The sequence below is a fragment of the Moorena sp. SIO2C4 genome (assembly GCF_010672485.1).
GTDB lineage: Bacteria > Cyanobacteriota > Cyanobacteriia > Cyanobacteriales > Coleofasciculaceae > Moorena > Moorena producens.
Map to the genome: position 1 here is coordinate 1 of NZ_JAAHGN010000819.1, position 3485 is coordinate 3485.

Below are 3485 nucleotides of genomic sequence, written 5' to 3' on the forward strand. Positions count from 1 at the left end.
TAAAGGGGGACTTTGAGTATGGCTCCCCCCTTATTAAGGGGGGCTGGGGGGGATCTAATATCTTGCGGAAAACTTTGAAAACACGCCCTAGTCCCCAGTTTTAGACCCATCTACAATAACCAGCATGTTGTGCCATCAGGGTTTTCTGTTGGTTGTTGAGTTTCAGTGTGGTCTTGAGAGCTTTGTACATGTTTAATGATATTGTTACAGGTTTTCCGTTAACTATTACCAACTCCCCTGGTCTTTCCCGAGCAGCTAAAGTGACTACCCAATCCTTTCATTCTAACCCACTGCGCCAGTGGTTAACTCGCTTTTCCCTATCCCTAGGCTTGAGTCTAGTATCTACATTCAGTGCAATTCCTGCCCTAGGAGCAGAGCGAATTACTTTCTTTGTTTCTCCCTTTGGACAATTTAATATTGGAATTGAAGACTTGGAAATATTTGCCAAAGATGGCACAATGACCAGGCAATTTGCCTATTATGCCAACTTTGCTACACCAATACAATTAGCAACACTGCGGATTCTACTAAACAGTCGATTTAATATATCTCCAAGATATGTTTATTTGTTCACTCGCTTACCGGTCGGTAAAACCTTACTGCGCCGATTGGGGAATGTAATAAAAGCAGATTTTAACCGCAATGGTTTCTATCCCTTACGAGGTGCTTTAATTTCCGCAGCCTCTGATCCAGAAGGCTTGAGCGTTATTAATGTATTGCGTAAATTTTCCCTAGAAACTATTTACCTGGATGTGGAACTAATTTCTGATGTTACTGATGAGCTATCAAGGCTATTTGTGGTAAATGATGTTGTATTTGGTGCCATTAAAAATCAGGCAAAAATACAGGGAGAAGGCTCAACATCCTTTGATTTTTCAGCACAACCAGATCTCAGGAATCCTGGAGGAATCGGTTGGCGTAAAGAAACCTTTGAGGTTTATAACTCTGAGCGTCAAGCTTCGTTTCCTGTTGATATTTATCTACCTAAGTCTTCAAAGCAAGGAGCAATAAGAGGCTCGATTCCAACTCTGGTTATCTCCCATGGTTTGGCTTCTGACCGCAATACCTTTGCCTATCTAGCGAAACATTTAGCATCTTACGGCTTTGCGGTTGCGGTCCCGGAGCATATTGGTACTAGTTCCGAACGCATTAATCAAATCTTTGCTGGCTTCGCAACTCCCCTCAATCCTACTGCGATCATCCATCGTCCTTTGGATGTAACGTATTTGTTAGATGAACTTTCGGCTAAAGCTAATTCTGACCCGAGTAAGTTTGGTAGGCTCAATCTAGAAGAGGTGGGAGTAATTGGTCAATCCTTCGGAGGCTATACTGTTCTTGCTCTAGGAGGGGCTAAACTAAATTTTGAACAGCTTACTAGTGACTGTAATGCGGCTCGACAGAACAATTTATCCTTAGATGTATCCCTGCTACTCCAGTGTCGAGGTACTCAACTATCCCCAGAAGACTATAATTTGGCAGACGAACGGGTAAAAGCCGTGATTGCTGTTAATCCGCTCAGCAACCCGATCTTTGGTGAAGCCGGGATGTCACAAATTCAGGTTCCGGTCATGATGGTCTCTAGTATAAAAGACATCTTTGCGCCACCTGTAGAACAACAAATTACCCCCTTCAGCTGGCTAACTACCCCAGAAAACTATCTAGTGGTGACAGAAGGAGGTACTCACTTTTCCTACCTGGGTGGGGCAGGAGAGGGTGTCTTACCGGTTCCACCTGAATTGATTGGGCCAGATCCTGCTATCGCTCGTCCTTACCTGATGGCACTTAGTACGGCTTTTTTCAAAACCTATATTGCTAAACAACCCCAATATGCTTCCTATCTCAGTGAGTCCTATGTCAAAGAGATTAGTCAAGACCCATTGAATCTGTTTCTGCTCAAGTCTTTCTAATTCCGATACTTTTTGGCTACTAAAGTCTACTAGATAGACCTTAGCCCACCAATGCAAGCTGCTCTCGCAGCCAGGGTGTATCTACCAAAGCTCTTAGGAATATCCCGCGAGCGCCATTGATGTCGCGATCCATTATTAGGCCATCAATCTTTGACTTAATAGCCTTGCTCCCACCAATGTTTACCATTTCTCCCGTCCAGCTCACAGTCTTGGAGGTATAGGCTTCACAGACATCTACTACTGTTTTTCCAGTTTCGGAGGCTTTATGTTTCAAAAACTCCTTGAATCTAAAGTGAGAAAATGTCAGCAAGTTCCGCACTGTCTTTGATCTGATCCTCCTTTTTCCTTTTTTAGACATTTCAGACGTCTCAAAAGTTGGAAGTAGGATCACATCAAAGCTATCTACCAAGAACCTAGCAGCTTTGTGATGGAGTTCGTTCACTAGGTTTTGAATCCTAATAACAATTCGCCTAGCCGCTTTTCTCATTCGTCGTTTTTGATTCCTCTTGGTCTTACTTATTTTTGAAAGTAAGTTATCAAGATGAGAGCAAAGTCGCTGAATGCGAGAAAAGTCTCCGTGCCCAATTTTGCCTATAGAATTCTCACTAAAAAACGTTAAGAATGTTCTAACACCGGGGTCTATCGCTACCACTCTACCTTGGTTTTCGGCATTTTTTTGAGTAGTCTGATGAGGAACCGTCAAGTGATAATCCCCATTGTTACTGGTCAATCTACAGTCGCCCCTGTTGTCAGGCAACGCCTCAGAAAAAGTCAAGCCTCCTAGCTTTGTATGGTAAATGCCTTTTTCTGAGACTGCTGACTTAGGGATGTAGCAAGACTGGACAGGATTTTTTCTAGATCTAAATCTAACTCGATTGATTTGTCCAGTCTTTTTGTACTTTTTCTTGGCCTCCCTCACGGCGGTGCAAGCATCCTTTATCGCTATCGATTTAATTTGATAAGGCACTTCCTTGCACCACTCGGGAAGGTCGTTTAATATTCCAGTCTTGATGGCTTTCCAGTTAGCCTTTACTTCCCCATCTTGAAGTATTTTAACGGTCTTGTTGAAAACGTAACGAGAAACTCCAAACCACTTACGAACTAAATAACGCTGCTCAGCACTTAGGAATATCCGAATCTTTCTTGATTTTTGCCCCGTACTTTCTGAGTCCGTGGACGCGACAAGAGAAGACGTGAATGATTCAGAGAATATCTGCGGTAAGTTCGGATTCTGGACAACTTTCAGGTTGGTCGAGAACCAAGATCTTTCCACCGTTGAGTTCTGCCAAGTATTCAAACAGTTCAAAACCGAATCTGGTAAGTCTGTCTCTACAGGCAACAACAATCGTGAGCTGACATCCCTGCATAAGTCGTTCCAGTATGGCTCTAAGACCTTTTCGTTTGTAGTTGAGTCCTGAGCCGATGTCTTTGATTACTTCTGCCTCTGGGAAGAGCGAGTGCATGTACGCGACTTGCCTGGCGAGGTCGTCAAATTGTTTGCTACTACTGACTCGGCAGTAACAGATTGTGACTGGTTCAGGGGCTTGTCGTTTTCCCAAAGTGGCAAGACTAACTGTA

4 protein-coding genes are annotated in these 3485 nt (G+C 43.4%); 1 reads left to right on the plus strand and 3 read right to left on the minus strand.

Annotated features, from left to right (window positions below):
* Positions 1-100 precede the first annotated feature (100 nt).
* Positions 101-190 carry a helix-turn-helix domain-containing protein gene (locus F6K20_RS29670; protein ID WP_287252716.1) on the minus strand — a complete coding sequence of 30 codons (90 nt, stop codon included), beginning with the start codon at positions 188-190 and terminating at the stop codon, positions 101-103.
* Here F6K20_RS29670 and F6K20_RS29675 point away from each other — a divergent pair.
* Positions 189-1907, plus strand: a complete 1719-nt coding sequence (locus tag F6K20_RS29675) for an alpha/beta hydrolase (protein ID WP_287297084.1) — start codon at positions 189-191, stop codon at positions 1905-1907. The two genes, F6K20_RS29670 and F6K20_RS29675, sit on opposite strands and share 2 nt — an antisense overlap.
* 40 nt (positions 1908-1947) lie before the next feature.
* Here F6K20_RS29675 and F6K20_RS29680 read toward each other — a convergent pair whose 3' ends face one another.
* Both F6K20_RS29680 and F6K20_RS29685 read right to left on the minus strand, forming a co-directional pair.
* Complete coding sequence (locus F6K20_RS29680; RefSeq protein ID WP_071986815.1) at positions 1948-3180, minus strand: RNA-guided endonuclease InsQ/TnpB family protein; 1233 nt, start codon at positions 3178-3180, stop codon at positions 1948-1950.
* A partial coding sequence (locus F6K20_RS29685) for an IS607 family transposase (RefSeq protein ID WP_287297086.1) occupies positions 3110-3485 on the minus strand: 376 nt, incomplete at its 5' end. The genes F6K20_RS29680 and F6K20_RS29685, both read right to left, overlap by 71 nt.

Excerpts from the sequence above, each read along its gene's own strand:
- F6K20_RS29675 (WP_287297084.1), top strand. The coding sequence starts at position 189 with ATGTTTAATGATATTGTTACAGGTTTTCCGTTAACTATTACCAACTCC.
- F6K20_RS29670 (WP_287252716.1), bottom strand. The coding sequence starts at position 190 with ATGTACAAAGCTCTCAAGACCACACTGAAACTCAACAACCAACAGAAA.